At 64.7% G+C, this 26,775-nt stretch carries 22 protein-coding genes; 3 read left to right on the forward strand and 19 right to left on the reverse strand.

Annotated elements, in window-relative coordinates; translation table 11 throughout:
- Positions 1–87 precede the first annotated feature (87 nt).
- Both C442_RS10720 and C442_RS10725 read left to right on the forward strand, forming a co-directional pair.
- The gene (locus tag C442_RS10720) at positions 88–1,689 is read left to right on the forward strand and encodes a class I adenylate-forming enzyme family protein (protein WP_008310326.1); all 1,602 of its coding nucleotides are present in this window, start codon (positions 88–90) and stop codon (positions 1,687–1,689) included.
- A 76-nt stretch (positions 1,690–1,765) separates the two neighbouring features.
- Positions 1,766–2,746, forward strand: a complete 981-nt coding sequence (locus tag C442_RS10725; protein WP_008310327.1) for an LLM class flavin-dependent oxidoreductase — start codon at positions 1,766–1,768, stop codon at positions 2,744–2,746.
- On the opposite strand, the gene C442_RS10730 is transcribed toward C442_RS10725, so the two are convergent.
- The 9 genes from C442_RS10730 to C442_RS22900 form a co-directional block, all read right to left on the reverse strand.
- On the reverse strand, positions 2,743–3,474 hold the full coding sequence (locus tag C442_RS10730; RefSeq protein WP_008310329.1) for a GNAT family N-acetyltransferase: 732 nt from the start codon (positions 3,472–3,474) through the stop codon (positions 2,743–2,745). The genes C442_RS10725 and C442_RS10730 overlap by 4 nt on opposite strands.
- A gap of 68 nt (positions 3,475–3,542) precedes the next feature.
- Entirely contained in the window at positions 3,543–3,902 is a 360-nt protein-coding gene (locus C442_RS10735) for a hypothetical protein (RefSeq protein WP_049942943.1), read from the reverse strand.
- Positions 3,903–3,913: 11 nt separating this feature from the next.
- A complete protein-coding gene (locus C442_RS10740; protein ID WP_008310333.1) occupies positions 3,914–5,575 on the reverse strand; it encodes an FAD-dependent monooxygenase in 1,662 nt (553 codons plus the stop codon).
- Positions 5,568–7,232: an electron transfer flavoprotein subunit alpha/FixB family protein gene (locus tag C442_RS10745; protein ID WP_008310335.1), complete on the reverse strand. Its 1,665-nt coding sequence runs from the start codon at positions 7,230–7,232 to the stop codon at positions 5,568–5,570. The genes C442_RS10740 and C442_RS10745 overlap by 8 nt, the downstream gene beginning before the upstream one ends.
- Before the next feature lie 2 nt (positions 7,233–7,234).
- A complete protein-coding gene (locus C442_RS10750) occupies positions 7,235–8,089 on the reverse strand; it encodes an electron transfer flavoprotein subunit beta/FixA family protein (RefSeq protein WP_008310337.1) in 855 nt (284 codons plus the stop codon).
- 204 nt (positions 8,090–8,293) lie between these two features.
- Positions 8,294–8,623 (reverse strand): 4Fe-4S dicluster domain-containing protein, encoded by a 330-nt coding sequence (locus C442_RS10755; RefSeq protein WP_004593526.1) that lies wholly within the window; start codon positions 8,621–8,623, stop codon positions 8,294–8,296.
- A gap of 49 nt (positions 8,624–8,672) precedes the next feature.
- Entirely contained in the window at positions 8,673–8,894 is a 222-nt protein-coding gene (locus tag C442_RS22620; RefSeq protein WP_239642293.1) for a hypothetical protein, read from the reverse strand.
- Positions 8,869–9,741 carry an alpha/beta hydrolase gene (locus C442_RS10760; protein ID WP_239642294.1) on the reverse strand — a complete coding sequence of 291 codons (873 nt, stop codon included), beginning with the start codon at positions 9,739–9,741 and terminating at the stop codon, positions 8,869–8,871. The genes C442_RS22620 and C442_RS10760 overlap by 26 nt, the downstream gene beginning before the upstream one ends.
- Before the next feature lie 37 nt (positions 9,742–9,778).
- Entirely contained in the window at positions 9,779–9,901 is a 123-nt protein-coding gene (locus C442_RS22900) for a hypothetical protein (RefSeq protein ID WP_275039409.1), read from the reverse strand.
- Between the two features lie 394 nt (positions 9,902–10,295).
- On the opposite strand from C442_RS22900, the gene C442_RS10765 reads away from it, so the two are divergent.
- Positions 10,296–12,737, forward strand: coding sequence for a PAS domain S-box protein (locus C442_RS10765; RefSeq protein WP_008310341.1), 2,442 nt, complete (start codon positions 10,296–10,298; stop codon positions 12,735–12,737).
- Between the two features lie 8 nt (positions 12,738–12,745).
- Here the strand turns inward: C442_RS10765 and C442_RS10770 are convergent, their stop codons facing one another.
- From C442_RS10770 to C442_RS10815, 10 genes are all read right to left on the reverse strand, one after another.
- Entirely contained in the window at positions 12,746–14,485 is a 1,740-nt protein-coding gene (locus C442_RS10770) for a glutamate--tRNA ligase (protein ID WP_008310343.1), read from the reverse strand.
- A 775-nt stretch (positions 14,486–15,260) separates the two neighbouring features.
- Positions 15,261–16,196 (reverse strand): ArsA family ATPase, encoded by a 936-nt coding sequence (locus C442_RS10775; protein WP_008310345.1) that lies wholly within the window; start codon positions 16,194–16,196, stop codon positions 15,261–15,263.
- An 88-nt stretch (positions 16,197–16,284) separates the two neighbouring features.
- Complete coding sequence (gene idsA3, locus C442_RS10780) at positions 16,285–17,325, reverse strand: geranylfarnesyl diphosphate synthase (protein WP_008310347.1); 1,041 nt, start codon at positions 17,323–17,325, stop codon at positions 16,285–16,287.
- Between the two features lie 4 nt (positions 17,326–17,329).
- Positions 17,330–18,676 (reverse strand): ribonuclease J, encoded by a 1,347-nt coding sequence (locus C442_RS10785; protein ID WP_008310348.1) that lies wholly within the window; start codon positions 18,674–18,676, stop codon positions 17,330–17,332.
- Positions 18,677–18,940: 264 nt separating this feature from the next.
- Positions 18,941–20,449 carry a hypothetical protein gene (locus C442_RS10790; protein WP_049942944.1) on the reverse strand — a complete coding sequence of 503 codons (1,509 nt, stop codon included), beginning with the start codon at positions 20,447–20,449 and terminating at the stop codon, positions 18,941–18,943.
- Between the two features lie 171 nt (positions 20,450–20,620).
- Positions 20,621–21,376, reverse strand: coding sequence for an isopentenyl phosphate kinase (locus tag C442_RS10795; RefSeq protein ID WP_008310351.1), 756 nt, complete (start codon positions 21,374–21,376; stop codon positions 20,621–20,623).
- Entirely contained in the window at positions 21,373–22,356 is a 984-nt protein-coding gene (mvk, locus tag C442_RS10800; protein WP_008310352.1) for a mevalonate kinase, read from the reverse strand. Before mvk ends, C442_RS10795 begins: the two co-directional genes overlap by 4 nt.
- Before the next feature lie 66 nt (positions 22,357–22,422).
- On the reverse strand, positions 22,423–24,606 hold the full coding sequence (locus tag C442_RS10805) for a PAS domain S-box protein (protein ID WP_008310353.1): 2,184 nt from the start codon (positions 24,604–24,606) through the stop codon (positions 22,423–22,425).
- A gap of 369 nt (positions 24,607–24,975) precedes the next feature.
- Complete coding sequence (locus C442_RS10810; protein WP_008310354.1) at positions 24,976–26,313, reverse strand: cytochrome P450; 1,338 nt, start codon at positions 26,311–26,313, stop codon at positions 24,976–24,978.
- A gap of 70 nt (positions 26,314–26,383) precedes the next feature.
- The gene (locus tag C442_RS10815) at positions 26,384–26,764 is read right to left on the reverse strand and encodes a DUF5518 domain-containing protein (protein WP_008310355.1); all 381 of its coding nucleotides are present in this window, start codon (positions 26,762–26,764) and stop codon (positions 26,384–26,386) included.
- Between the last annotated feature and the right edge of the window lie 11 nt (positions 26,765–26,775).

Below are 26,775 nucleotides of genomic sequence, written 5' to 3' on the forward strand. Positions count from 1 at the left end.
AAGGTATCGGTTCGGGTGGCTGTCAACCGTTCACGAAGAAAATATAATAATAATTGGGATTGAATACGACAAGTGAGGCGTGTTATCATGAAACGCGAGATGCTCACCACCGACTTCATCGACCGTGCAGCGGACATCTACGACGACGTGACCGGTATCGTCGCCCACGACGGCACCGAGTACACGTACGCCGAGGTAAACGAGCGGGTCAACCGGTTGGCCCACGCGCTGTCGGACCGGGGCGTCTCGAAGGGGAGTCGCGTGGCCGTCCTCGCGCCGAACACACACTACTTCATCGAGACGCTGTACGCGACGAACAAACTCGGTGCCGTGTTCGTCCCGCTGAACTACCGGCTCGACCCCGCGAAAATCGAGTATATTCTGAACGATTGTGAAGCGGCGACGGTAATCGCCGACTACGACTTCGCGGAGAAGGTCCAGCCGGTACGGGACGACATTCCTGCGGAGACGTTCATCGGGTACGAGCCCGACCGTATTGACGGGGAATGGGAAGCCTACAGCGGTATCCTCGACGGGCAGCCGACAGCCGAACCGGACCGGCCGGACATGGCCGAGGACGACGACGCCAGCATCAACTACACGTCCGGCACGACAGGGGACCCGAAGGGCGTGGTCAGAACCCATCGGACAGAGAGCTGGCACGCGCTGGTGCTCAATCAGCACATGGAGATACGGGACGACGACACGTACCTCTGGACGCTCCCGATGTTCCACTGCAACGGCTGGGGCCACACCTACGCCATCACCGGGACCGGCGGCACTCACGTCTGTCAGCGGACCTTCGACGCCGCGGACACCTTCCGGCGAGTGCGAGAGTACGACGTGTCGTTCATGTGCGGCGCGCCGACGGTGCTGAACAAACTCATCCAGCACTACCGGGCTCACGACGGCGACGTCGTGACACAGGGTGACCGCGAGGTACGGATCGCGACGGCCGGCAGTGCCCCGGCGACGGCGACCATCGAACGCGTCGAAGACGAGTTCGGCTGGCGCATCATCCACATCTACGGCCTGACCGAGACGGCCCCGATCATCACGACCAGCAACTCCCCGCGGCGCATCGCCGAGCGGGGCCGGGAACTCAAGGTCACGCAGGGGTCCCAGGTGCTGTGTACCGACATCAGGGTTGTCGACGAGGACGGGAACGACGTGCCACGCGACGGGACGACCATCGGCGAGATCGTGGTGCAGGGCAACCAGGTGATGGACCGCTATCTCAACAAGCCCGAGATCACCGAGGAGGCATTCAACGACCGCGTCGAAGGGTACTTCCACACCGGCGACCTCGCGACGTGGGACGAGGACGGAATGGTACAGATCATGGACCGCCGGAAGGACATCATCATCTCCGGCGGTGAGAACATCTCCTCTATCGAACTGGAAGACGAACTGTACGACCACCCCGATGTCCTGAAAGCCGCGGTCATTCCGGCCCCGAGCGAGGACTGGGGCGAGACGCCGATGGCAATTGTCGTCCCGACGGCCGACAGCGACGCGACCGAACAGGATATTCTCGAGTTCCTCAGGGAACGCGTCGCAAGCTACAAGGTTCCTGCAGGTATCGACTTCCGGGACTCGCTCCCTGAAACGGCGACCGGGAAAATCCAGAAGTACGAACTCCGCGAGGAGTACTGGCAGGAGCAGGAGCGGATGATTGGCCAGGAGTGAGGGTGCCAGGGTAGAAAGGAACGGCAGCGAGCTACCAACACGATTCTTTATTAGGTTTCCGGCGGTCGGTCACACCATGCATCTGGGAGTCGTCGTGCCACGCGTCGAGGACCACAGCACAATCGACCTGGCCGTCGAGGCCGAAAACTGGGGCTACGACTCGGTCTGGCTGAACGAACTGTGGGGTGCCAGTTCCGTCGTCGAACTCACGGACATCGCGACCCGGACTGACGACATCGAAATCGGGAGCGCGATACTCAACGTCTTCTCGCGGTCGCCGGCCGTGCTGGCGATGACAGCGACGACCCTCGACAGGGTCTCAGACGGGCGGGCAGTCCTGGGCCTGGGAACGAGTACAGCCCGGTCCATCGAGAACATGCACAGCATGGAGTTCGAGCGACCGGTCCGTCGCGCCCACGAGACCATCGACATAGTCAAACAGCTCATGACGAGCGACGAACGGGTGACCTACGACGGCGAGGTTGTGTCGGTCAGGGGCGTTCCGCCGCTAGACCGCGACGTGCCGGTGTATCACGCCGCGCTCGGGCCGGCGAACAGGCGAGTCGTCGCCAGACTCGCCGACGGCTGGCTGCCGCACATGATTCCGTTCTCCGAACTGGAGTCGGCGTTCGACTATATCACGGAGACGGCACGCGATGCCGACCGCGACCCGAGCGAGATTTCCGTCGCCCCGTACGTGCCGGCGGTGGTCCACGAGGACTCCGAGCGGGCGACCGAGGAACTCCGACAGCACATCGCCTACTACGTCGGCAGCGGCGAGGGGTATCGCCGGGCCGTCGCGGAGACGTATCCGGACCGGGCGGAGCGCATCGCCGACGCCTGGCAGGCGGGTGACCGCGGGGAGGCGACGGAGCTCGTCACTGACGAGATGACGGCTGACCTCGGCATCGCCGGGACGCCGGCTCAGGCCCGCGAAAAGAGAGATTCGATAGCGGAGAGGGAGATAATCGACAAACTCCTGCTGACAGTGCCACAGCAAGTCGACGGTGACCTGGCTCGGGAGACAATTCGGGCGCTGGGTCGGACGGAGTCCTAGAGGTCGACTTCCATCATCACCTCGTCGGCGTACTCGTCGCCGAACTTGTAGTGGTCTTCACGGACGGCTTCGGTGTCCCAGCCGTGGCCTTCGAGGAACTCGATCGCGTCCTCGTTCGTCGATGGGACAGAGTTGTACAGCTTCTCGTAGCCGTTCGACGCCGCCCACTCGGTGCCCCGGGCGAGCAGCTGGGAACCGATACCGTGGCCCCGATAGCGGTCAAGCACGCCCAGCGTTAGCTCTGCGGTGTGGCTGAGTTTCTCCACTTCAGGGTGTTTGAGGTGGACCCACCCGACAACGTCGTCGTCGATGCAGGCGACGAAGAAGATGCGCGACTCCAGTTCGTTGTGTCGGAGCAACACACCCTCGCTGTCCACCACGTCGGCGACAGTCTCAGCGTCGACGTACTCGCCGCCGCCGATAGCGGCTCGGATGGCCCCGACGAGGCCGGTCAGGTCCTCCTGACGGGCCTGCCGAATGGTGAACTCGATGTCGTCGGCCTCGAACTTCTCCTCGACGGTGTCGTTGTACGCGATGCGGAGTTCCCCGTCGATTTCTGCCAGCACGCCGTCGCGTTTGAGTATCGCGACGTGGTGGCCGAACGGGCGCGGGTCCATCTGCAGCGACGTCCGTGCGGCTCGTGGCTCAACTGACCCGTGCGATTCGACGTACTCGTAGATGTCCCGTCGGTCCTCGTGGTCGAACTGCAGTGGCTCTGTTAGCTCCATGGTATCTGCTACCACGACACAGTACTTAGTCTTTTATCAAAGATCGTGTAATTCACAGTAGACAGTCGCTACTGCTCCGGAACGCCGGTCAAAAGAACCGCCACGTCGCGGGCGTTGTGCGTATCGACGAGCAGCTCTGCGGCCGCTCTGATCGAGTAGGTGCCGGCTAACTCCACGCCGTAGCAGGTGGCGTAGCAGTCAAGCCAGTCGTTCATCGTCCGTTCCAGCCGCTCGAACTCCGCTTCGGAGAACCGGACCCACGACCCGCCGGTCCGGGCCTCGCAGTACAGGGCTACTGTGGGACCGAACCCCTCCCGAACGATTTCCATCGCGCGCTCCTCGTCCGGCGGGTCGGGGTCCAGCGACTCGTGGGCCTCCTCGGCCCGGCGGGAGAGCGCCCGGATTCGGTCGTCGTACTGGCCGCGCATCGCCGAACAGGTCACCCCTGCTTGAACTCCACCCCTTTCCCGCCAGCGGGGTGCTCCCACTCGGTGTCGGCGACGATGGCGCAGGTCCCGCACTCGACGCAGGGCTGGGTATCGAGGCTCACGAGGTGTTCCTCGCTGCCGTTAGTTTTGACCGTCTCGTCGCGGTAACAGCCGCCGCCAAAGTCCTGGGCACTGACCGGGCAGGCCGTGACGGCGGTCCCAGACGCCTCGAAGGAGTTGTCGACCAGTTCGATGTGCGGGTCGCCCACGTCGTAGGTCAGGTCGCCAATACGGTCGGCCAAATCGGGCGGGGAGACGGTGTTCTCGTCGGTCACGGGCTCGCCCAGTTCCTCGGCGATGACCGTCGGCAGCGTCACGTAGGGCAGTTTGGTGTCGGGGATCATCGACACCATGCGCGGCGACGAGTAGGCCCGTTCGAGCAACCCGGCCGCCGCGCGGACCCCGAATCGGCCGACTGCGGAGTCGGCGACGGCGTTCGAGAGGTCGTCGACGGGACTGAGTTCGCCGAGCTGCCCGAACACCTTGTACCCGGTCGGCCGGAGCTTGTCCATCACGCCCTCGTCGTGGAGTTTCTTCTCGTACAGCTCGCCGGCCTGGGATGGATCGTTCCGCGCCCTCGCGTCGGCGAACGCCTCGGCAGCCAGCGCCCCGGCGGTGACCGCGTGGTTCATCCCTTTGATGATGGGGCCCTGAGCCTGCATCTGGCCGGCGGCGTCGCCGACCAGCACGAGGCGGTCCTTATGCGGCGAGGGATGGGCCGCCTTCTTCGAGTCGGGGACCAGTTTCGCGCTGTACTCGCGTTCGTCGTACTCACCGCCGAGCCACTGGGCCATGAGCGGGTGCGTGAGCAGGCTGTCGAGCAGTTCGTGGGGCTCGGCGTGCTCCTCGGCGATTGAGTCGAGGTGGAACACGGTCCCAATAGAGAGCGAATCCTCGTTGGTGTAGAGGAAGCCACCGCCGCGGACGCCGTCGAACAGGTCGCCCGAAAACAGGTGGGCCGCGCCGTCGTCGGGAGCCACGTCGAAGCGGTCGTTGATGACTCCGGGCTCCATGTCGACGACCGCCTTGACACCCTGGAACCACTCGTCAGGGTCCTCCCAGTCCATCAGGCCGGCGTCGCGGGCGAGTTCGGAGTTGACGCCGTCAGCGGCTACCACGAGGTCGGCCTTGATCGGATCCAGTTCCTCGGTCGTCACGCCGACGATTTCGCCCCGCTCGCGGAGCAGGCCGGTGACGTGGACCTCGGTCAGCAGGCCGCCGCCGGTCTCGCGGGTGCGCTCGTGGACCTGCTGGGCGAGCCACGAGTCCATCTTCCGGCGGAGCACGGCGTCGGCCCACGCCGTGTCGTGGTGGTGCAGGTCGCCGATGTCGAACGATTTCACCTTGTCGCCGGCGATGTTGTGGATGACGTTCTCCGTCACCGGCCGCTCCGTCGCTTCCTCGCGGAAGTCCGGGAACAGCCCGTCGATGGTGTAGGGGGCCGACTCCTCGGCGTAGATGAGCCCGCCCGAGACGTTCTTCGAGCCGGCGTCGACGCCGCGTTCGAGCACGAGCGTCTCGACGCCGTTTCGCGCGAGCGTCGCCGCCGCGGCGGCCCCGCCCGGTCCGCAGCCGACGACGACCGCCTCGTACTCCTCAACGGCGTCAGTCATCGCTGGCCTCCATCATCGCACCCAGTTCACCGGCTTCGACCGCCTCGGTCAACTGCGGGAGCACCTCGAACAGGTCCCCCTCGATGAGGTAGTCCGAGAAGTCACGGATGTCGGCGTCCGGATTAGTGTTGACGGCGATTATCGTGTCCGACTCGTCGCAGCCGACCTTGTGCTGAATCGCGCCGGAGATGCCCGCCGCGATGTACACGTCGGGTTCGACTTCCTGCCCGGATTCGCCGATCTGACGCTCTTCGGTGACGTACTGCTCGACGTGGCTGTCGAAGGAGTACGACGAAGTGATGACGCCGCGGGACAGTCCCAGGTCAGCCTCGTCGAAGGCGTCAACGAGGTCCAGCGCCTGCTCGATGCCCTGTGTCGGGTCGTCGCCGATGCCCCGGCCGACGGCGACGACGACGTCGTTGCCGGTGAGGTCGACGCCGCCGGAGAGGCGGTCGTACTCCTCGACCTCGACTGTGAACCACTCCTCGTCGAGGTCCATCTCGTAGTCGACGACCTCGCCGTCGCGCTCGTAATCTGGGTCGGGCATCTCGAAGCTCCCCGGAATCACCGACGCCCCTTGCGGGTGGAAGTCCCGGTTGGGCTTGTCGATACAGAGAATCGTCGAGTACTCGAACCCGGAGAAGTCCGGGCGCTTCATGTGCAACACCCGTTCGAACTCCTTCTTGTCACCGGCGGTGCCGACTTTCGCGGGGTTGGAGATCATCGCGCTCTCGATGTACAGCCCCGAACAGTCGGAGGCCAGCCCGGAGTCGAGTTCGCCCTGGACGAGCGCCGAGAGGTCCCGGCCGTTGTTCGTCGCCGGGAAGACGGTGTAGCGCGGCTCGTGGTAGTCCTTCCACGCGACGTCCTCGCGGCCCTCGGCGGCGAGTTCGCCGCCGGCACGGGCCATGTCACAGAAAATCTCTGTGTAGGGCTGGTGGCGGAACCGTTCTAAACGGGGGTCCTCGTGGGAGACGACGAGGTCCGCGCCGTAGGCGATGACGTCCTCGATGTGGTCACTCGCGTCGGACCCGATGAGCACGGCGACCACGCGCTCGTCCTCATCGTAGTCCTCGTTGTAGGTGTCCATCAGTTCCCGGGCCTTCCCGAGCATCTCCTTCGAGACGTCGACGAGTTCGCCGGCCTGGGTCTCGCAGTACACCCACATGTCGCGGTACTCTGCCCCGACGGTCCCTTCGACCCACTGTTTGTCGTTGGTCGGGTGGTCGAGTTCGGGATACTTCTCCTCCGGCGGAACGTACTCGACTTCCGCCGTCTCCTCACCTTCGGTTTCCTCGGTCCCTTCGACGGACTCGATGCGGCTCTCTATCTGGGACTTCGCCGTCTTGCGGTCCTGGCCCGCTTTCTCGCGTTCGAGCAGGTCTCTGAGCACGTCGCCGTCGTCGACCTCTCGAACCATGTTCGCCACGTCGGCAACCGTGAGGTCAGCGAGGTCGACGGTTTCCGGGTCCATCTCGCCGTCGCCCTCGTCCTCGACTTTCTCGATGCGGTCCTCGATGAGCGTCTTGACCGGGACTCGATCCTCGCCGTCTTCCTCCAGCGCCAGCATCGCCCGCAGTTCGTCCGCGTCGTCGACGTCCTTGATTTTCGGGCCTAGCTCGGCAATCTCGTGTTCCGTGGGGTCGATGTCAGGCATGGTCAGTCACCTACCGCGTACGGCGTAAGTTCGTCCAGTATCGGCACCAGCGCCTCGCTGTCGTCGGCTTCAATAATCGTCGCCTCACGCTCGGAGGGAGCCTTCGGAATCGGGTCGACACCGGAGACAATGGTCGGGGACCCGTCGAGCCCGATGTAGTCCGGATCGAGGTTGAGGTCTTCGTGGTCCCAGACCGTGAGATAGTCCTCGTACTCCTCGGCCCGTTCCTGAGTCTCATCGCGGAGATCCTTGTGGTTCAGCCGGTGGCTCGCCTTCCGGTAGGTCGGTTCGAACTCGGGGTCAGCGACGATGAAACACGGCATCGGCGCTTCGACCGTCTCGATCTCGGAGATGTCGCCATCGACCAGCCGCTTGGCCCGGACGGTACCGGCGTCCTCGTCGATGTCGAGCGAGACGACGTGGGTAATCATCGGCCAGTCCAGACACCAGCAGGTCTGTGGGCCGGTGTGACCCGTCTCGCCGTCAGCAGTTTTGAACCCGGCAAACACCAAGTCCGGCTGGTCGTCGAGGTTCTGGAGGCCAGTGGCGACAGTCATCGCAGTGGCCCACGTATCTGCGGCCCCCATCTCGCGGTCCGAGAGGAGATAGAGGTCGTCGGCGTACACGTCCCGCATCCCCTCCTGTAAGACCTCTTTGTATCCCGGCGGCCCCATGCTCATCAGCGAGACGTGCCCCCCGTTGCGGACTTTCGTCTGGAACGCCGCCCGAAGCGCGTGCTTGTCGTTGGGGTTCATCACCGTCGGTGTCTTCCCGCGTTCGAGATGGCCATCCTCGTCGAACGATACCTGTCCCTCGCGGAAGTCCGGTACGCCTTTTGTCATGACGACTGTATGCATGGTATCACGACCCTCGTGAGTGTATCTCACACAAGAATCTATAATAAATGTATGTTTACAAATCTGTATGACAGGTCGGCGTCTCTGTCTCAGGTGAGGTAGAATCCGGCAGCACGCTGTATGACGACAGGCTGACAGCTACAGGGCGTTTATATCTGGGGTGTAGAACGCTGCAATCCCGCGGAAACAGGACAGTCCGATAGTTCAGATACGACCGGCACGGCCTGGGTCCACGTCGATGGCGTCGACCGGACACACGTCGACACAGAGCATGCAGTCGATGCACTGCTCCTCGTGGGCGGGGTCGGCCTTGATTTCGCTCTCCGGGTGGTCCGGCGTGTCGACCCACTCGAACACGTCAACGGGGCAGTCCTCCAGACACGCGCCGTCGGCGATGCAGATGTCGAAGTCGACGGCGACGTGTGTCCCGTGGATGCCCAGTTCCTCGGGCTCGTCGACCGGCCCCCAGACGTCGTGTCCGTCGTGCTGTTCGACAACGTCGCGGTTCTCCTCGAACTCCGGATCTATGGCCATTGGTATCTTATCTCACTTTTGCGAGCTACTTAACTTTTCGACCTGACCGTCAGAATCCGGGGCCGTCGCGGCGATCCGGGCCCCGAGTGTCCTCCGGTCCGAGATCGTCGATACGGTCGGCCGGTCCCGGCAGGTCGCCGCCGGGCAAGCCGGTTTTCTCGCCTGTACCGGCCCTGTCACCAGTATCCGGACCGCCGACTCCGACTCCGACTCGCCGGATGAACTCGACGGTCCGTTCGTACACGTCATCGTAGCTGTCTCTTATACACATCTCTGAGCGGGCTNCCAGTATCCGGACCGCCGACTCCGACTCCGACTCGCCGGATGAACTCGACGGTCCGTTCGTACACGTCATCGTAGTGCGTCCCGTGGAAGGGGAAGCCGTGATCCGACGGCACCGTCTCGTGGACGACATCGGTCATCGGCCCGAGCGCGTCGGCCAGTAGTTCGGACTGGGCTGGCGGGATGACGTCGTCGTCGGTCCCGTGGAGCAACAGCGTCGGCGGAGCGTCGGTGTTCACCTGTCCGACCGGCGAGGCGAGGTCGTAGGCCGCGGGTTCGTCATCGGGTCCGCCGCCGAGATACGCGCGATGGCCCTCGCCTGCTGGGACGTCGGTGGTGCTGTCGAGCGCGTGGAAGTCGTAGACGCCGGCGTAGCCGACAGCGGCCGACAGCGCCGAAGACGCGCCGGGGTACAGTTCGGGTTCGAACCCGGGTTCATCCGCCGTCAGCGCTGCCAGGACAACGAGATTCGCGCCCGCCGAGTGGCCGACGCCGACGATGCGGTCAGTGTCCGCGCCGTAGCTCTCGCCCTCCGTTCTGGCCCACTCGATAGCGGCTTTCACGTCGACCAACGCCGCCGGGAACGTCCACTCCGGCGCAAGCCGATACCGAGGCTCGATAACCAGAAAGCCGTCCGCAGCGAGGTCAAGCGCGTGCCGGGCGAACTCGCCCTTGTCGCCGGACGTGAACGCGCCACCGCGGACAAGCACGGCGACCGGTTTCGGGCCGCTGGCCGCTGGCGAGTCGTACAGATCGAGCGTCAGCGTCTCGCCGTCCCCCTCGTGGAACGGGATGTCACGCTGCACTGTCACTGACTCCGGGGCGCGGTCTGTCACGGGCTACAGTCGGGCCGTCGCGGACATAAGCCCGACGCTATTCGCTCTCGACGCTGGAGTCGAGCGAGGCATCGGCATCGCGGGCGGCCACCGACGCCGCAGCCCCAACCAGCGCCATCACAGCCGCTGGGCCACACGTTCGCGATAGCCGACTGGTCACTGCTGCGTTCCTGCAGGCGAACGAAGTCACCGCTGGAGAACCCGCTGTCCGCCGGAGCCTGCTGGCCGATGACTGCCATCCCACTCGCCGGCTCTCTGTTCTTGAGGGATTGACAGTCAGTTACATCGTTCTGAACGAAGCGAAAAAGCTCGGTTATCGGGCGGTACACCTGCGGCCCGACGGTTAGCCTTCGACCTCGATTTGCTTACTGCGGGCCGTTGCGCCCGTCTCGACGGGCAGGCGCACTTCGAGGATCCCGTTCGTACAGGCCTCAGTCGGGTTAGAAGGAATGATGCGGATAATGGTGGACCGGCTACAGGCAAGCGCTATTTTTACTAATAATACCCATCTACCGATAAGATAAAGTGGGAATAGGCGTATCGTTACTGGAACGATGTACGGCCGCTTCGTGACGGCCCTGTGGGTCCTGACAGGCCTTTCCGCGGTGTTTTCACTGCTCGCGTGGCGCAAGCGGGAGGACCCTGGCGGGACGCCGATGGTGGTGTTTCACCTCGCTCTGTCAGTCGGTGCTGCCAGCTACGCCGTCGACATCACCGCGACGACGCTGTCGACCCAGTTGCTCGCCCGACAGGTCGCGACCATCGCGCAGGGTGCAGTCGCCATCGCCTGGCTGTATGCCGCGTTGCAGTACGCCGACTTCGACCGGGCGGTGACGCGCCGGGCCGTCGGGCTACTGTCGCTTGATCCACTGATACTGGTGGCCGTGTTCGTCTTTCCGGGCGTATCACTGTTCGACCTCCCGCCCAGCGGCTCCGTGGGGTCGCTGGTGGTGACGCCCGGGACCGGCCTCACAGCGGTGTTCGTCGCCCACATGGCGACAATTCTGATTGCGGCGCTCGCCGGGACAGTCGTTCTCGTTCAGTTGTTCGTCCGCTCGCGACACCTGTACCGAACACAGGCCGCTGCCGTCCTCGTCGCGGCGCTGGCTCCCTGGACCATTGCGCTGACCCAGCAGTACTTCCTACAGATTCCCGAAGACGCCACGATTTTCGCCTGGGGAGTCTCCGGGATAGCGATGACGACCGGGCTCTACACGTTCAAGACACTCGACCCGGTGCCAGCCGCCCAGAAGACCATCGTCGAGCAAATGGGCGATGGAACGCTCGTTCTGGACGTCGACGGTTGTATCAGCCACGCGAACCCAGCGGCCGAGACCCTCCTCGCTGGCCCCGAGGAAACGCTCGTTGGCCAGCCAGTGGACGCCGTCATTCCGACCTGGGACAAAGTCGCGGTCGACGACGACGGACAGTCAGACTGGTCGGAACTCGCCCTCACCGTGGACGGACAGCAGCGGTTCGTCGAGCTCGAAGTGACCCCGTTTACCGACCGGTTCGACGGACTCGTTGGCCGTCTCGTCGTCCTCCGGGACGTCACGGAGCGGAAGCAGCGCGAACAGCGGCTGGCGCAGTACAAGACGATTTTCGAGGGCGTCAGCGAACCCGTCTACGTCCTCGACGAGCACGACCGGTTCGTCACGTACAACGACCCGTTCGCCGAACTGGTCGGTACCGTCGAGGACAGTCTCGTCGGCGAACGCTTCGAGACGGTGCTGGGACAGATGGAAACCGAACCGGTGGACGACGGGTCGGGGGAGTTCCTGATACGGACCGCGTCCGGCGAACAGGTCCCCTGTGAAGTCGACGCAGCGGACATCGAACTGGCCGGCGGTGAGTCCGGCCGCGTCGGCATCGTCCGTGACATCTCACAGCGAAAGGAAATCGAGTCCGAGCTCGCAGTGACGACCGAGCGCCTAGAGACGCTCGTCGAGGCCGCCCCGCTCGCGATTGTGGCGATGGACACCGACGGGGTCGTCGAGGTCTGGAACCCCGCCGCGACAGAGCTGTTCGGCTGGTCTGCGGACGAGGTTCTGGGCGAAACGGTCCCCGTTATCCCGGCCGAAAATCGACGGCAGACCATCGAGCTTCATGCGCAGGTACTCGAGGGCGAGCGTCTGGCAGGCCACGAAACGGAACTCCAGCGAAAAGACGGGAGCCACGTCGACGTGAGCCTCGCTGCTGCCCCGATACGCGGCCTCAGTGGCTCTGTGGTCGGCAGCGTCTCCGTCATCACGGACATCACCGACCAGAAGCGGCGGGAGCGACAACTCCAACTCCAGAACGAGCGGCTGGACGAGTTCGCCAGCCTCGTCAGCCACGACCTCCGGAACCCCTTGCAGGTCGCCAGCGGCCATCTGGAACTGGCGTCACAGGACGCTTCGGCGGACGTACGCGAGTCGATAACGGCCGCAACGGACGCCCTCAATCGGATGGAGACGCTCATCGACCACACCCTGACGCTGGCCCGCGAGGGGCGTGACATCGGCGACCCCGAACCGGTGTCGCTCCGAGACACGTTCGCTCGGGCGTGGGACGCCGCGCCAACGAGCGCGGCCGAGCGCCGGATTCGGGACCCGCCGGAGCGCGTACTGGCCGACCCCGACCGCCTCGTCGAACTGTTCCAGAACCTCGTACGAAACGCCGTGGAACACGGCAGAGACGGTGCTACTCCCGAATCCGGGCCAGCGGTCGACGGGGCAGGGGCGGTCACCATAACGCTCGGAGCCACGCCGGACGGCTTCTACGTCGCCGACAACGGCCCGGGGATTCCGCCGGCCCAGCGGGACGCCGTCCTCGAATCGGGCTACAGTACGAGCGATGACGGCACCGGGTTCGGCCTGTCGATAGTCGAAACGATCGCTGAGGCCCACGGCTGGGAACTGAAAATTACCGACAGCGAGGACGGCGGCGCCCGGTTCGAGTTCAGCGGCGTCGAGATCGAGACACAGGGCGAAGAACCGACCGCAGAGTCGTCGTGACGGCGGCCTCAGGGATGGGTGAAGTACGCGACGGACTCCGTGTCCGGGTCGTCCGCGACCTCGTCGAGGCGGGCGAAGCCGATACGCTCGAACTGAACCACCTCGTCAGCGTCGTAATCGAGTAGTCCGGGTTCCGCCACGCCGGACACGTCGCCGTCCATCGTCCGGAGGCGGACCTGTGGCCCATCAGCCGGTGCCCAGTGAATCACGTCGACGCCCTCCTCGCGGACGGCGTCGATGTCGTCGCCGGTGTACTCGAAGGCGTCGCGGGTGTGGCGCACGCAGCCGTACCCCTTGAGCCAGATACGCTCGCCGTGGCTCGGCAGGTCGTCGCCCTCGACGACGACACCGCTGGTCACGGGAATCTCGCGGCGGCCACGCTCCTCGAAGTCCGGGTGCAGTGGCGGTTCGCCGGCGTCCGGCCCGCCGACGACCTGCCGCTCGACGAGGCCGCCGTGGTCGTCGCTGTTCCGGACGAAGAACGCCCGGTCCGAGTCGTCGTCGATCAGGTCGCGGTTGTTCGAGTAGATCGAGGACATCGCCAGATCGACGTTTGACGTGGAGGTCCCGAGTTCGATCATCGCGTCGACGACGGCCTCGCCGCGAATGCCGCGCCGTTCGAGGCTGGCGACGGTCGGCGCTCGCGGGTCGTCCCAGCCCGCCAGTTCGCCGTCCGCGATGCGTTCGGCGATGCTCGACGTGGAGAGGGGCACGTCGTAGGCGTCGACCTGAACGTGGCCCCAGTGGATGACCTCGGGGTACTCCCAGTCGAAGTAGTCGTAGACGAACTGCTGGCGCTTCGCGGAGTCCTGCAGGTCGATGCCGCGGATGATGTGCGTGACGCCTAGCAGGTGGTCGTCCAGCCCGCTCTGGAAGTCGAGCATCGGCCAGCAGCGGTACTCCGCGGCCGCCTCGCGGGGGTGGGGCGTGTCGACCATCCGGAAGGCGACGAAGTCCCGCAGCGCGGGGTTCTTGTGCGTGATGTCGGTCCGGACCCGCAGCACCATCTCGCCGCTGTCGTACTCGCCCTCGACCATCGCCTCGAACTCCGAGCGCGTGGTCTCGGCGTCCTTCTCGCGGTGGGGACAGGCCTCGCCGCTGTTCTTCAGGTCGGAGAACTCACCCTGCGGGCACGAGCAGGTGTAGGCCCCGCCTTTGTCGATGAGTTCCCGGGCGTACTCGTAGTAGGTCTCGACCCGGTCGCTGGCGTTGACCACCTCGTCGGGCTCGAAGCCGAGGTAGTCGATGGCGTCCAGAATCGCGTCGTAGGCGTCCAGGTCCGGCCGCTTGGTCTCGGGGTCGGTGTCGTCGAAGCGGCAGATGAACTCCCCGTCGTAGCGTTGCTTGTACGTCCCCACGACGGCGGCCATCCGCGCGTGGCCGATGTGCCACGGGCCGTTGGGGTTGGGCGCGACCCGCATCCGGACGGTGTCGTACTCGTCGGCGTTGGGCAGGTCCGGCAGCGGGTGGTCCTCGCCCTCGTCCTCGCTCTCCAGTTCTTCGAGTTTATCCGGCGCAAGTTCGGCCAGCCGCTCGCGGCGTTCAGAACTACGCATCCCGTTGACCCGCTCGACGACCGGCGCGATGACGCCCGGAATCTCGTCGCCGTACTCGCGGAACTCCGGGTTCTCGCCCATGAGTGGCCCCATGATCGCTCCGACCTGTGCCTCGCTGTCGTGTTTGACCGCGTTCAGGAGGGCGCTTGTCTCCGCCGCCTCCGTGATTCGGTCTCGCAGCTCGTCGTCCATTACCGGGACCTGCGACTGGGAGGGTCAAAACGCCGTCGGGTTCAGCCAGCTATGGGGGCAGGGTGTCAGCAAACAGTTCGCATAGCTCCTTGGTCTGCAACGATTCGCTTCACTCAGTACGGGGTGCAGGCATACTGGTTAGTACAGCGAGTACCGTCAACAGCCCATACTTGTGGAGACGGTCCGAGAATCCACTGTTCCGTTGCTACCGATACGGACTTCTGCAAACCGGGAATTACAGTCGAAATGGTCAGTTGTTACTGGGTACGTTCCAGTCGTCTGTGTTGCTTCGTCCGTCACTGTGAGGAGGTACCCTGGGGACGGAATTTCCAACCAAAGTGTCCCGTTCGGTGGCAGTGTTTCTGTACGGGTTAGGACTGAAGAATTACTGTCAGTATGTACTATCTCGACGGATACGGTTCGGTTCATCGGGCTAGCATTCCAAACCTGAATCGGCAAACCATCCCCAGTGGCACCGACCTGGATGACGACAGAGGGTTCGGCTTTCGTTCCTTGGTATGGAGCCGGAACAGATGGATCAATCGTCGGCGTGTCAGTCGTCGTTACATCGGGCGGGCCGCTGTGGGCAGAAAGGGTGGGAAACAGGAGTAGCGAAGCTACGATGCCGACAGTGATAATGAGAAACACCGCAAGAATCGGACGGAGATTCATGACGCAAGCAACTCATCTCTGGCCGCATGTGTTTTCTGGTTGGTAAGTTCGCAGACGGGCTGCGTATTCTACGCAGGACGGTTTACCCACAAACGAAGAGTAGTTATTCAACAGCACCTAACGAGTCCGCGACCCGTTCCAGCGCGCTAAGACCGGTCACCTCGCCGGACTGGTCGGGCACCGTCCACAGGCCCAGTTCGGGCAGTGACTCCCGAAGTGTAGCAATCGACTCCTCTTGCACTGCCTGTTTGCCCTGGCACCGCTGACAGTCGCCAGCGTCCTCGATGACCTTGTTGACGACCAGCGTCGTCACCGGCACGTCGAACTCGCGGAGCTTCTGGACGAGTCGTTCCGTCTCGCGGACGGCCATCGTCTCGGGAATGGTGACGACGCGGAACGCGGTCTGCTCGGGGTCTCGCAGCACCGTCCCGACCCGTTCCATTCGCTCGCGCATCGCGGTGAAGTCGTCCGGACCGTCGTCGCGTCGGCTCGCCATCGGGCCAAACATCATTGTCCGGGCGGTGTTGACCTTCCGGCGGACCTGATCCCGGAGGTCCATCGCCGTCGCGACGCCGCGGTCCATCACCGACGGCAGGTCGAGCAAGCGGAGCGTGTGGCCGGTCGGGGCGGTGTCGAACACCACGCGGTCCCAGCGGTCGCTCTCGATGTACGTCGCCATGCCCTCGATGGCCGCCAGTTCGTCGCTGCCGGGCATCACGCCGGTCGTGAACAGGTCGGCGATTTCGTCCTCGTCAATCCGGACCCCGGCGTCGGAAAACTCCGACGCCAGCGCCTCGAACAGCGACCGGTAGCGGTCGATACCGGTCTGCGGGTCGATCTCGACACCCCACAGCCCCGACTGGATTTCCGTCGGGTCGCCGCCGACCTCGGTCTCGACGGCGTCGGCCAGCGAGTGCGCGGGGTCAGTGGAGACGACCAGTGTCTCGTGGCCCGCCGCTGCTAGCCGGTAGCCGGTCGCCGCGGCTACGGTCGTCTTGCCCACGCCGCCCTTGCCGCCGTAGAGGAGGAACCGAGTCACACGACTGCCTAGGGGCTGACAGGTCTTAGTTGCTGACCAGCACTGTTCAGGGTCGAAAGACGCGGGGAAAAACGGACTGTCGGAGCGCTCAGTAGTCGCGCTCGACGAGGTAGTTCGCGATACCCTCAAGCAGGTAGCGAGACTCGTTGTCCGGCAGGACTTCGAGGTTCTGCTTGCCGCTCGCGATGAGATCCTGCCCGGTCTGGCGGGCGTATTCGATGGATCCAACGTCGCGCAGGCGCTCGACGGCCGCGTCGATTTCGGCCTCCGAGACGGCTTCGACGGAGTCCGTGTCGATCAGGTCGCCGACGTCGACGCCCTGCTGGCGAGCGTGTAACGTCACCAGGGTCTGCTTGTTCTCGACGAGGTCGGACCCGCGCTGCTTGCCCAGTTTCTCCGAGGGGGTCGTCAGGTCCAGCAGGTCGTCCTGAATCTGGAACGCGCGACCCACGTCGAGTCCGTAGTTGTACAGGGCGTCGACGGTCTCCGCGTCGGCCCCGAGCAGCGTGGCCGGAATCGAGGCGGCCGCGCCGTACAGCACGGCCGTCTTGAGTTCGACCATCTCCAGGTACTCCTCGGGCGTGACGACGTCGCGTTGCTCGAACTCGATGTCGAGGGACTGGCCCTCGCAGATGCGGGTACACGTCGTCGCGAGTCGCTTGTTCGCGTCGACGGTCCGCTCGGGGGCCGCGCCGGTATCGAGCAGGAACTCGAACGCTTTCGAGTACAGCGTGTCGCCGGCGAGAATCGCCGTCGAGAGGTCGTACTCCTTGTGGACGGCGGGCACCCCGCGACGGAGCGCGTCGTCGTCCATGATGTCGTCGTGGATAAGCGTGAACGTCTGGATGACCTCGATGGCGAGCGCGGCCGACATCATATCGGCCTGCCCGCCCTCGAGCGTCGGGAAGTCACGGTAGTCTGCCGTCAGCGGGTCGACGTCGAGCAGCGACTCCGCGACCAGCAGCAGGACCGTCGGGCGGAGCCGTTTCCCGCCCGCGTCCAGCAGGTAACGCGACGCCTCGTAGAGGTGGTCCGGTTTCTGCACCGGAAGGTCCTCGGGGAGGGCGTCGTTGACCCGGTCTCGTCGGGCGACAATCGCGTCTTCGACCTGCTGATGGCGTTCGGACATCGATTTACTCGGTGAGCTGGATCATGTTGCCGTTGCGGGTGATGTGGAGGTCCCGTCCGGCTTTGTAGCCCATGTCTTCCGCGAGGTCGACGTACGGCGCGAACCCTTCGAGGCTCTGGTGGGCCGGGATAACGTTCTTCGGCTGGAGCGCGTCGAGCATCTCGTAGTGGCCCTCACTGCGGAGGTGGCCCGAAACGTGGATGTCGTCGTAGATTCGCGCGCCCTGCATGCCCAGGAGCTTCTCGGACTGGTAGCGCTGGCCCTCGTTGGTCGGCTCCGGAATGACTCGGGCCGAGAAGAGGACCTTGTCGCCGTCGTCTAGCTCGTAGGGCGTCTCGCCGCGGCCCATCCGGGTGAGCATCGCGCGGGGCTCGCCCTGGTGGCCGGTAACGATGGGGAAGAAGTTCTCCTTGCCCTCGTTCATGATCCGCTTGAACGTCCGGTCGACGGACTTCCGGTGGCCGTACATTCCCAGGTCTTCCGGGAAGTCGACGAAGTCGAGTCGTTCGGCCGTGCCGGAGTACTTCTCCATTGAGCGGCCCAGTAGCACCGGCTGGCGGCCGATGTCGTCAGCGAACTCGACGAGGCTCTTGACACGGGCGATGTGCGAGGAGAACGTCGTGGCGACGATGCCGCCGTCGTAGTCCTCAATGCTGGTCATGACGTCTTTGAGGTGGCGACGAGCGACGGATTCGGAGGGCGTGCGGCCCTTCTTACCCGCGTTCGTACAGTCCTCGATATAACAGAGGACGCCCTCGCCCTCGCGGCCGATCTCGCGGAACCGCTTCATGTCGATGGGGTCGCCGATGACCGGCGTGTGGTCCATCCGCTTGTCGAGCCCGTAGACGACTGCGCCCTCCGGCGTGTGAAGCACGGGGTTGATCGCGTCGATGATGGAGTGTGTGACGTTGACGAACTCCAGTTCGTTGCGCTCGCCGATGGACATCGTCTCGCCGGCGCTCATCTTGACGAGGTCGTTCTGGACGCCGAACTTCTCCTCGCTCTTGATCTGCTGTTTGACGAGTTCGATGGTGAACGGCGACGCGACGATGGGGGCGTCGTAGCGGTGGGCGAGCTTGGATATCGCGCCGATGTGGTCGAGGTGACCGTGTGTCGGCACGATGGCCTTCACGTCGCCTTCCAGGTCGGACATGACCCGGTCGTCCGGGATGGCACCCATGTCGATGAGGTCCAGCGAGTGCATCCGTTCCGTCTCGACGTTGTCGTGAATCAGTACCTTCGAGAGGTTCAGGCCCATGTCGAAGATGACGACGTCGTCCCCTGCACGGACGGCCGTCATCTGTCGGCCTACAGCCTCGTAACCGCCAATTGTCGCAATTTCGACTTCCATGGTTGTAGCTCCGAGTGGAAAGCCGGCCGCGGGCATCCGGTGGGGCACGGCAACGACGGTATCTGCAATGTAGGCGACTTCATCCGCGTCGGCGCTCCAGGCCAGTCGGGTACGCCCGTAGCCTGTGCAACCGCAGTGGGAGGGACTTCCGTCCCGCAACTTACATCCGCCGTCTGCCGGCCGCCGAACCGCAGTCCGCGAGCGGCCGTGCGCTCGGTTACTCCGGACTACAACGGCGCTTCTTAAAACGGTGTGGGTTCGTCGCTACTCGTCGTCTAAGGGGTCCGAGAGCGGGTCGTCGTCACTGGAGACGTCGAAACCAGTGACACCGTCGTCCGCGAGCGTCGTGTCCTCGTCGTCAGTCGCGTCCGCGTCCTGTGACTCCACCTCGCCCTGTACGCTCTCGTCGGCCCGGGAATCGGATTGCTCGTCAGCAGTGCCGCCACCGAACAGGTCGTCCGTCGTCCGCGGGCCACTGGACGTGTCTGCCCTACCGGATTCGTCGAGTAGTCGGGTGTCCTCGGTCACGGCGTCGTGCTGGTCCGCCTCGGCGTCATCTGGTGATCCGACAGCAGTGGGTCCGGTATCGGCTTCAGGTTCGGTTTCCCAGTCGTCGGCCGGTACTGGTTCGTCCGCTCCCCAGTCGTCAGCCGCAGCGGGTTCCTCGCTCTGCGTGTCGAACTCCGCAGGGTCCGGCGGAGTCCACTCCTGTGGTTCCGTGCTCGATTCTGGTTCCTCGCCGGCGTCCTCGGCGAGCAGGTCGCGGTCCGACTGCTCGCTGGGTTCAGACTGGGGCTCTACCGTTTCCGATTCACCAGCGAGGTCCGTCGGGGATGGCTCCGCAGTGGTGTCGTCCACTGCTTCGGATTCCGGTCCAGCAACGTTTTCCGCCGGCTGTTGGTTCGATAGCTGTTCGTTCTGGGCCGTCTCCACTTCGTCTTCGTCTGTCGCCGCGGCCATCGTGTCGTCTGTCGCCGCGGCCATCGTGTCGTCGGTCGACGGTGGTCCTGAAGTGTCGTCGGTGTCCAGAAGGTCCTTGTCTGTCACTGGATCATCGCCTGCTACCGGGTCATCAGCTGTTGCCGGGTCAGCATCCGCCAGCGGATCTTCGTCGGCTGCCGTCACCGGTGCGTCATCAGTCCCGGCCGCCGAAGCGTCGGACGTAGCGGACGCCACTGTCCCGTCGGATGGGTCGGAGGGTTCCTGGGACGCGTGGATCCCCGAGTCTCCGGACGAGTCCGCGTCCGGCTCGGAGTCAGCGACCGGCTCCGATACCTCGGGTTCGGCCGTTGCCGGCTCGACAGTCGCTGAGTCGGCAGCCGGTTCCGTCTCCTGAGAAACCGCCGGTTCAGTCTCGGCCGACTCCGTCGTCGGTTCTTCCGACTCCGAATCCGATTCGGTCGCCGCGGACGCGCTACCATCGGCCGTTTCAGTTGCTGCCTGGTCGCTCGCTGGTGGACTGGCGGCTGCCACGTCACTCGCACCACGCTGTGCTGTCTGGGCCGCGAGCGTGCCCGCCATCGTCGCGTCGGCGATGAGCTTGTGGCTCAGGCCGAGCAGGCCGGAGAGCAACAGGAGGCCACCGAGCGCACCGACGACGATACCGAGTACCGCGCGATAGCCCGCGTTCCCCGCAAGCGAGCCGAGCGAGCCGTTCTGTATCAGCACGTACCCTGCAGCGATGAGGCCGCCACCGACGCCGGCGACGACAAGCAATGTCCCGAGAAACCTCGTTCCGTATCGATAGACGTCGGTCAGACCTACTGCAGACATAGTCGCATAATTGATAACAGAGGACAAATATGTTACGACAGTCGAAGAAGTGATATTTAAGCTACCAGTCTGCCAGGCCTGGGCAGAGATACCGCTGTATCAGCCAGCCTGGGCACACTATGGACTAAATCGCGTTCTGGGACGGGCCAGTCGACGACAGTAGTAGCAGTCTCACCAGTCGTCGTCATCACCAGCGATAGTCGTTCCCGGGCTCTCACCGGCGAGAAACGCGGGGAGCGCGTCGGGTCCGAACACGACGGCGGGGGCCGAGAGGGCGAGCAGCGCACGGACCTTGCCGGCCATCCCACCCGACACGTCCGTCGCGTCGCTCTCACCCAGTGCCGATGCGACGGCCTCGAATGTCTCGATGCGGTCGATGACGGTCCCGTCCTCGTCGAGGACGCCGGGAACGGTCGAGCAGACGCCGACGCGGTCCGCGTCGACGGCGGGCGCGAGTTCGACGACCAGTTCGTCGCCGCTCAGAACCGTCGCGCCCGCACCGGCGTGTGCGACGAGGTCACCGTGGAGGACCGGGACGAACCCCTCGTCGAGCAGCGTCGTGACCTGCGCCGTCGGCAGCGAAAGGTCGCTGTCGGCGTCGCGTGCGGCCGCCGAAAACGGGTGGACCGGAACAGCCGGGACTCCTTGACCGGTGAGTTCATCGACGACAGCGGCGTTGAGCCGGCACATCGCGCCGTGGATGGCCTGCACGCCGCCCACGTCGCGGGTCCCCGCAGTCGTGCTGACGCCGTATTCGGCGGCGTGATGGTGGCCGAAGCTCCCGCCACCGTGAACGACGACGATATCCTCACCGACCGCCGATTCGGCGATAGCCGAAGCCGCCGCCGACAGAGCCGCCGTATCGACCGTCTCGGGTTCGTCTTTCTTCGTGATGACGCTCCCGCCGAGTTTGAGGACGGCCGTCATTCCTGCCGGACCCCGTCGATGTCCAGTTCGGCCCGGAAGACGTCCTCACACCCCGGCGTGTACTTCAGCGCCGTGAGCGCATCGTCCGTCTCGTCCAGCGCGACGATACAGCCGCCGCCGCCGGCCCCGGTGAGTTTCGCGCCGTGTGCGTCGGCGTCGCGGGCCGCCCACACCATCGAGTCCAGCGACCGCGACGAGACGCCCAGCGCAGAGAGCAATCCGTGGTTGAAGTCCATCAGCTCCCCGAGCCGCTCGTAATCGCCCGTTTCCAGCACCGCTTCGCCCTCGCGGACGATATCGCCGATTGCCGCGACGGTGTCGGCAGCGAAGTCGTATTTATCGCGGAGGTTCCGGACGCCGGCGACCAGCGCCCCGGTATCGCCGGCCCCGCCGTCGTAGCCGATGACGAAGGGGAGGGTATCGATGCCGTCCAGCCGCCGGCAGTCGTCGCCCTCCACGCGGACCGCCCCGCCCATCGCCGAGCAGAACGTGTCCGCCCGCGAGGCCTGCCCGTCCTGTACCTCGTGTTCGACCTGATAGGCACGGTCGGCGATTTCACTGGCCGGCAGTTCGACGCCGAGTTCCCTGGTCGCCGCGTCTATCGCCGCGACGACGAGCGCGGCAGACGACCCCAGCCCTGCCCCGAGCGGGATGTCGCCCTCGACGGAGATCTCGAAGCCCGCTTCCGGCGCGTCGGCCGCGTCACGGGCCTGTGCCACTGCCTCGTTGACGTACCCCATGCCGGCTTCGACGAGCGATTCGGCGACGTCCACGTCCGGATGGCTCTCCCCGTCACCGGAGTACTCGACGGTAAAGCCGTCCAGTTGCAAGTCGTTCGCGTGGATTCGCAACCCCTCGTCGATCTCGGTTGCCGTCACATGCACTCGCCGCTCGATAGCGCAGGGCACCGCCGGCTCACCGTAGACGACCGCGTGCTCCCCGAACAGGTACACCTTCCCGGGAGCGCTCGACGTGACCATACCCGCTCGTGTGCACCCAGGGCGTTAGGCGTTTTCGGAGTCGTCGGTCAGGAGAACGCCGGGGGACTACTCGGACACAGTGTCGACGTCGGTGAACTCGAACCGCGCGCCGCCGTCGGCCCCGCTCTCGATACGGACCGTCCAGCCGTGGGCGTCAGCGACCTGTTTCACGATGCTCAGGCCGAAGCCGGTCCCTTCGGCTGCTGTCGAGTAGCCGGCATCGAACGCGTCTCCGCGGTCGGCCACAGGGATACCGGGACCGTCGTCCGCGACGTAGAAGCCGTCGGCCAGTTCGCCCACGGTCACGGTCACGTCGTCACCGCCGTGTTCGACCGCATTGCGGACGAGATTCTCGAACAGTTGACGGAGGCGGCTCTCGTCGGCGCGGATGGGGCGGGCTATGTCAGTGCGGAGCGTCGCGGCTTTCGTGTCGACGTTTTGCCAGCACGTCTGGACGAACGGTTCGAGGTCAACCATGACGGGCGACGCGGGTGACGTACCGTCGCGTGCGAGCGTGAGCAGGTCGTCGATGAGCGTATCCATTCGCTGGTGTGCGCCGTCGATAGCGTCGATGTGCTCGCTATCGGACTCCTCACGCAGTAGTTCGAGGCGTCCGCGGGCGACAGTCAACGGGTTCCGGAGGTCGTGACTGACGACGCTGGCGAACTGTTCGAGCTGTTCGTTTTGCTGTTCGAGTTCCTGCTCGCGTTCCTTGCGCTCCGTGATATCACGGCTGATCGCCAGGAACCGGTCCTCGCCGTCGAGGCTGAGTCGGAGCAGATGTACTTCGACCGGCATCGTCGACCCGTCGCGGCGTTCGTACAGGCCTTCGAACTTCCGGCGCTCGTCGACACTGAACCCGGAAAGCTGGGTCTGCACGTCCTCGGCGTCGAACGTCAGGTCGAACTCCCAGATCGACCGTCCGAGCACCTCGCTCTCGTCGTACCCCAGCTCCGCACAGAACCGCTGGTTCACGTCGCAGATCGTCCCGTCAGCGTCAAGCACGTCGATCATGTCCGGTGAATTCTCGAAGAGGGCTTCCAGCCGCGACGACGTTTCCTCTAATCGTTTCTCGCGTCGTTTCCGCTCCGTGATGTCCTGCTGGAACCCGACGTAGTTGACGACTGTCCCGTCGTCGTCGTCTCGAACCGGCGCGATCCGAACCCTGTTCCAGAACTCGGTCCCGTCCTTCCGGTAGTTCCTGAGTTCGACCGTCACCCGCTCCTCTGCGTCAATCGCGTCCCGCATTGTAGCGACGGACTCCGGATCGGTGTTCTCGCCCTGTAGCATTCGGCAGTTCTTCCCGAGTAACTCCGGAAGCGAATAGCCAGTCAGGTCGCGGTAGTGGTCGTTGGCGTAGATCAGCGGATTGTCCGTCTGGCCAGGGTCGGTGATAACGACACCGACCGGGGCCTCGTCTATCGCGCGTTTGTTCCGGAGTAGCTTCTGTTCGCGCTCTTTCCGGTCGGTGACGTCCCGAGCGACGCCGACGATGCCGTCGATAACACCATCGACGACCAGCGGCGTTAGCTGGTACGCGACCACCGCGTGTCCGTGGCCGGGGAACTCCGCTTCGATTTCGCCGCTAAGCTGCTCCCGCGTTCCGTCGAGCAGTTCCTGGTAGCGGTCTGTTTCACCCTCGGCTCGAATACGCGGAACGAGTCTACTGGTCTGTCCTTCGAGCGCAGCGCGCGTCGTGTCGTACCACTCTGCTATGGTCTCGTTGACGATTTCGAACCGCCCCTCCGCATCGTAAATACAGGCGGCCTCCTGCATGGAGTTGACCATCCGCTCGTAGCTCCGGAGCGCTCGGTTCCGTTCGCTGACCGCCTGCTGTGATCGGGAGTGGTCGACGGCGTCAAAGATTCGGTTCGTCAACTCCACATGCTGTTCGGTGCCCGGCTCTTTCCTGAGGTAGTCCGTGACACCGGCCGAAATCGCCTCGCTGGCGACCGCTTCGCTCCCCTGTGCGGTGTAGATAATAAACGGGAGGGTCGGGTGCTCGTCACGGACCGTTTCCAGAAGCCCGATACCGTTCTGTTCGGGCAGGTCGTAGTCGGAGACGAGACAGTCTACGGTATCGTCAGCCAGCCTCGCCACAGCCTCGGGAGCAGTGCGCACCGTTTCGACCATGAAACGGCCGTTCTCGCGTTCGAGCGCCGTCGACAGCGTTTCGGCGTCGTCCGAATCGGTGCCGACGTAGAGGACCTGAACCCTGTCGTCCCCGTTGACAGCGGTCTCAGACGTCATTCGGTATCCCGTTCGAGTCCGGCCGTTGCGCCGGGATAGATATCGTTCCCTGCTCAAGAGCAGTCGAAGCGATATGGCTCTGGGAACTGTCTCGGGACAGGTCCGGTCGCAGGACAACTGCAAACGGCGCGGGACGATTGCCGCCAGTGGTGTTCTGCAGCAGTGTCATGATGGTCGAGTAGTCGGCTGTGAACGGGGCCCTCCCACCGTGACCGCGGCTGAAATCGGTCACCGGAGAGACGTTCAGCCCGCTGTTCTTGTACGCTTACACGGGGTTCTGCAGTAAATAGCTGATGACCAAGTCCCTGTCACGTCGAACCCGCACTGTGAGGCGACGACGGCACCGGAGTGGTCCCATCGGAGTCCGTGCTACCGTTCCTGCACGCGCATCGACATTTCCTGCCGAGGATGGGCGGTCAGCGACGGCAACAACTCCAGAGGCGTCTCCCCCTGAAACTCCAGTCGGTACTGGCTAGCCGTCGTCGCGGTGATGAGTTGTGCTTCGAGCATGGCAAGATGCTTCCCGATACAGTGGCGCGGGCCACCACCGAACGGGAAGTAGGCGAACCGGGGCCGCTCGCTGGCTCGTTCGGGCTTCCAGCGCTCCGGGTCGAACGTCTCTGGGTCGTCGTAGAACCGCTCGGAGCGGTGGACGCCCCACTGCGGGACCATCAGCGTCGTCTCCGCCTCGACCTCGTAGCCCGACAGCGTCACGTCCTCGGTCGGCTCCCGGAATATGGTGTACACCGGTGGGTAGAGCCGCATCGCTTCCTGAATCACCCATTCGAGGTAGTCCAGTTCGCGGACGTGCTCCATCCCCGGCCGGTCGTCGCCGATGACGTCGTCGAGTTCCTCGTGGACCCGCTGTTCGACTTCGGGGTGTTCCGACAGCAGGAACCAGGTGTAGGTCAGCGTCAGCGCCGTCGTGTCGTGACCGGCAAGCAGCATGGTCATCATCTCGTCGCGCAGTTGGTCGGGCGACTGGTTCCCCTCGTCGCGGGCACGCAGGAGCACCGACAGGAAATCCATCGGGCCGTCCTCAGCCGTCCCAAGCGAGTCCTCGCGGACCGCGATGATGTCGTCCAGCACCTCGTCCAGCGTCCGCACGGCGCGGTCGAACTCGGCGTCGTCGGGCATCGGCATCCACTGGGGCATGGCGAACCGGATAGGGTCCGGCTCGAACCGCTGACCCAGCGGCAACAGTTGCTCCTCGATAGTCTGGACTCGCTGCTCGGAAAGCTCGACGCCCATCATCAGGTCCAGAATCACGTCCAGCGTGACCCGGGTCATCGACTGCTCGGCGTCGATGACGTCGCCGTGAGACCAGTCGGCAATCCGGTCCTCCGCGTGGCCGGTGATGCGGTCGGCCATCCCAGACAACCGAGCCATCGAGAACGCGGGGTTGGCGAGCTTTCGCTGCTGCTCCCACGTCTCTCCCTCGCTCAGCAACAGCCCGTCACCCAGCAAATCACCCAGCGCATCGCCCTGGAAGTCGGGCTTGCGGAACTGGTCGGCCTCCGAGACCAGTACGCGCTCGATTGCCGTCGGGTCACACAGCATGACCGTGTCCATCGGCCCCATGTCGAATCGGGCAACGTCGCCGTATGCTCGCTCCAGCGCCGAGATAAACCGGAACGGGTCCCGAGCGTACGTACGGCTACTGCCGAACAGCGGTTCGCCCTTCGGTCCGGGCGGCGTCTTTGACATCGGCTGACGTTAGTGTCGGACACGCTTGAATGGCATGCCAAATGTCGGGAAGAGCGCGGTTCAGGCACGTTTAGAGCCAGCGGTTGGCGTCTAGGTTCCAGTCGGTGTGTCCCTTTACCCAGACGCCGCCGAGACCACCGAGGGCGCTGAGACCGACAGTGTACAGCAGAAAGAAGCTGAACACGAGCGCCAGAAACAGGTCGTACCCCGGTGCGCCGGGTGGAATCCCGAACCCGAGGAGACCGGCGATGTACAGCGCCGGGAGAAAGAGGGCGAGCAGCGGCACCATCGCGCAGACGCCGGCCAGCGTTCCCAGCCAGAGCCCCGTCCGGTAGCTGCCGCCGTGGTTCGCCGCGGCTACCGCACCGCCGGCCACCGACGAAAAGGGAATAAAGGACAGGGCAACCGTGACGAGCGCCCCGATACCAGCGTTAGTCACCGACTCACGCATATGCGTTCTCG

This window comes from Haloarcula amylolytica JCM 13557 (genome assembly GCF_000336615.1).
Classification (GTDB): Archaea; Halobacteriota; Halobacteria; order Halobacteriales; family Haloarculaceae; genus Haloarcula; species Haloarcula amylolytica.

Coding starts and splice junctions, on each gene's coding strand:
- C442_RS10720 (WP_008310326.1), top strand. CDS start 88: ATGAAACGCGAGATGCTCACCACCGACTTCATCGACCGTGCAGCGGAC.
- C442_RS10725 (WP_008310327.1), top strand. CDS start 1,766: ATGCATCTGGGAGTCGTCGTGCCACGCGTCGAGGACCACAGCACAATC.
- C442_RS10730 (WP_008310329.1), bottom strand. CDS start 3,474: ATGGAGCTAACAGAGCCACTGCAGTTCGACCACGAGGACCGACGGGAC.
- C442_RS10735 (WP_049942943.1), bottom strand. CDS start 3,902: ATGCGCGGCCAGTACGACGACCGAATCCGGGCGCTCTCCCGCCGGGCC.
- C442_RS10740 (WP_008310333.1), bottom strand. CDS start 5,575: ATGACTGACGCCGTTGAGGAGTACGAGGCGGTCGTCGTCGGCTGCGGA.
- C442_RS10745 (WP_008310335.1), bottom strand. CDS start 7,232: ATGCCTGACATCGACCCCACGGAACACGAGATTGCCGAGCTAGGCCCG.
- C442_RS10750 (WP_008310337.1), bottom strand. CDS start 8,089: ATGCATACAGTCGTCATGACAAAAGGCGTACCGGACTTCCGCGAGGGA.
- C442_RS10755 (WP_004593526.1), bottom strand. CDS start 8,623: ATGGCCATAGATCCGGAGTTCGAGGAGAACCGCGACGTTGTCGAACAG.
- C442_RS22620 (WP_239642293.1), bottom strand. CDS start 8,894: ATGTGTATAAGAGACAGCTACGATGACGTGTACGAACGGACCGTCGAG.
- C442_RS10765 (WP_008310341.1), top strand. CDS start 10,296: ATGTACGGCCGCTTCGTGACGGCCCTGTGGGTCCTGACAGGCCTTTCC.
- C442_RS10770 (WP_008310343.1), bottom strand. CDS start 14,485: ATGGACGACGAGCTGCGAGACCGAATCACGGAGGCGGCGGAGACAAGC.
- idsA3 (WP_008310347.1), bottom strand. CDS start 17,325: ATGTCCGAACGCCATCAGCAGGTCGAAGACGCGATTGTCGCCCGACGA.
- C442_RS10785 (WP_008310348.1), bottom strand. CDS start 18,676: ATGGAAGTCGAAATTGCGACAATTGGCGGTTACGAGGCTGTAGGCCGA.
- C442_RS10790 (WP_049942944.1), bottom strand. CDS start 20,449: ATGTCTGCAGTAGGTCTGACCGACGTCTATCGATACGGAACGAGGTTT.
- C442_RS10795 (WP_008310351.1), bottom strand. CDS start 21,376: ATGACGGCCGTCCTCAAACTCGGCGGGAGCGTCATCACGAAGAAAGAC.
- mvk (WP_008310352.1), bottom strand. CDS start 22,356: ATGGTCACGTCGAGCGCTCCCGGGAAGGTGTACCTGTTCGGGGAGCAC.
- C442_RS10805 (WP_008310353.1), bottom strand. CDS start 24,606: ATGACGTCTGAGACCGCTGTCAACGGGGACGACAGGGTTCAGGTCCTC.
- C442_RS10810 (WP_008310354.1), bottom strand. CDS start 26,313: ATGTCAAAGACGCCGCCCGGACCGAAGGGCGAACCGCTGTTCGGCAGT.
- C442_RS10815 (WP_008310355.1), bottom strand. CDS start 26,764: ATGCGTGAGTCGGTGACTAACGCTGGTATCGGGGCGCTCGTCACGGTT.